The following is a 1,585-nucleotide window of genomic DNA, read 5'->3' on the forward strand; positions in this document are numbered from 1 at the left end:
CTAAAACTTCCCACACTCAAAAGGTGTGTTGAACCTTGAAAACTCAATAATGTAGGCAATTAAAAAGGCATAGACGCTGTGCCTTTGGTATAATTGAGTTGACTAGAAACAACCATACAAAGGAGACTATCTATGCCAATATCAATTCTACCACAGGATAAAGACGGACAGGAACTTTTTAATGCTATTTCGACATTTTTCTCAACTTTCAGAATCGGTAACCTCCTCCATAAATGCAATGCTCAGAAGGAGAAGGGCGTTCCGGTAATCGATATTTTCAAATATAAGCTCTGCAATGTTTTCGCCGACCGCAGCATGTATATGCAGCAGAAGACAGGCTCCTTCAAAGAGTCGTTTTCAAAGAATACGTTTTATCGGTTCCTGAACAGCCCGAAGACAAACTGGCTTCGCTTTACTACCCTTCTGTCTAAGAAGATTGCTGATGCTGTTGAGCCGCTTACTTCGGAAGACCGTGTAAACGCGTTTGTTGTTGACGACAGCCTTTTTGAACGAACGAGCTGCAAGCAAACGGAGCTTGGCTCCCGTGTGTTTGACCATACCTCCATGAAATACTGCAAAGGATTCCGTCTGATGACACTTGGATGGACTGACGGGAATACATTTCTTCCTGTAAACAGCTGCCTATTAGCCTCTTCCAAAGAGAAAAATCTTATCGGTCCGGTCGATCAGTGCGATGGCCGTTCCCTTGCAGCAAAGCGTAGAAAGCTTGCACAAACAAAGGGCACAGAAGTCATGATCGAGCTGCTTAAGACTGCACAGAACGCCGGTCATCATGCGGATTACGTCCTGTTTGACACATGGTTCTCCAGTCCCGCACAGCTGATCGCTGTGAAAAAACTTGGTCTAGATTCCATTGCTATGCTCAAGAAGAGCTCCCACATCTACTACGAGTATGAAGGAAAGCAGCTTTCCATCAAAAAGATTTTCGGCATCTGCAAGAAGCGCCGGGGCCGCAGCAAGTACCTTCTTTCCGTGAATGTCATGGTTGGTAAAGACGAGAAGATTCCTGCCAAAATCGTCTGCGTTCGGAATAAGAAAAACAAGAAAGACTGGATTGCTTTCATCTGTACAAATCCCGAACTGTCCGAAGAAGAGATCATCCGGATCTACGGAAAGCGGTGGCAGATTGAGGTATTCTTTAAGACATGCAAGTCCTATCTGCAACTGATATCGGAATGCCACAGCCTTTCATACGATGCCCTGACCGCGCATGTGGCGATCGTTTTTACTCGATATCTGATGATCTCCATGGAACAGCGGCGGAGCAAGGACGACAGAACGCTTGGAGAGATCTTCTACTTTTTCACGGACGAGCTGGCGGATATCACCTTTGGCGAATCTTTCCAGATCATCATAACTGCCATGATAGAAAGTATTTCTGCTATTTTTCAGCCAACCGAAGAACAACTTGCAATGTTCATAGAGATGTTTGTCGGTCAGCTTCCGGAGTATATCCGTAATTCGCTGGCAAAGGCGGGTTTAGCGGCATAAAGATCCTATCTGATTGCCTGTATTATTGAGTTTTCAAGGTGCGAAGCCCATTTTTGCTATGGGAAGTTTTAGT

Annotated in this window: 1 protein-coding gene; it reads left to right on the top strand. The window is 45.0% G+C overall.

Annotated elements, in window-relative coordinates; genetic code table 11:
* Positions 1-138 precede the first annotated feature (138 nt).
* Positions 139-1,512, top strand: a complete 1,374-nt coding sequence (locus tag ACTQ3A_RS13855; protein WP_441495189.1) for an IS4 family transposase — start codon at positions 139-141, stop codon at positions 1,510-1,512.
* Positions 1,513-1,585: the final 73 nt, after the last annotated feature.

Source organism: Bilifractor sp. LCP21S3_F8 (genome assembly GCF_052117805.1).
Taxonomy (GTDB): Bacteria; Bacillota; Clostridia; order Lachnospirales; family Lachnospiraceae; genus Bilifractor.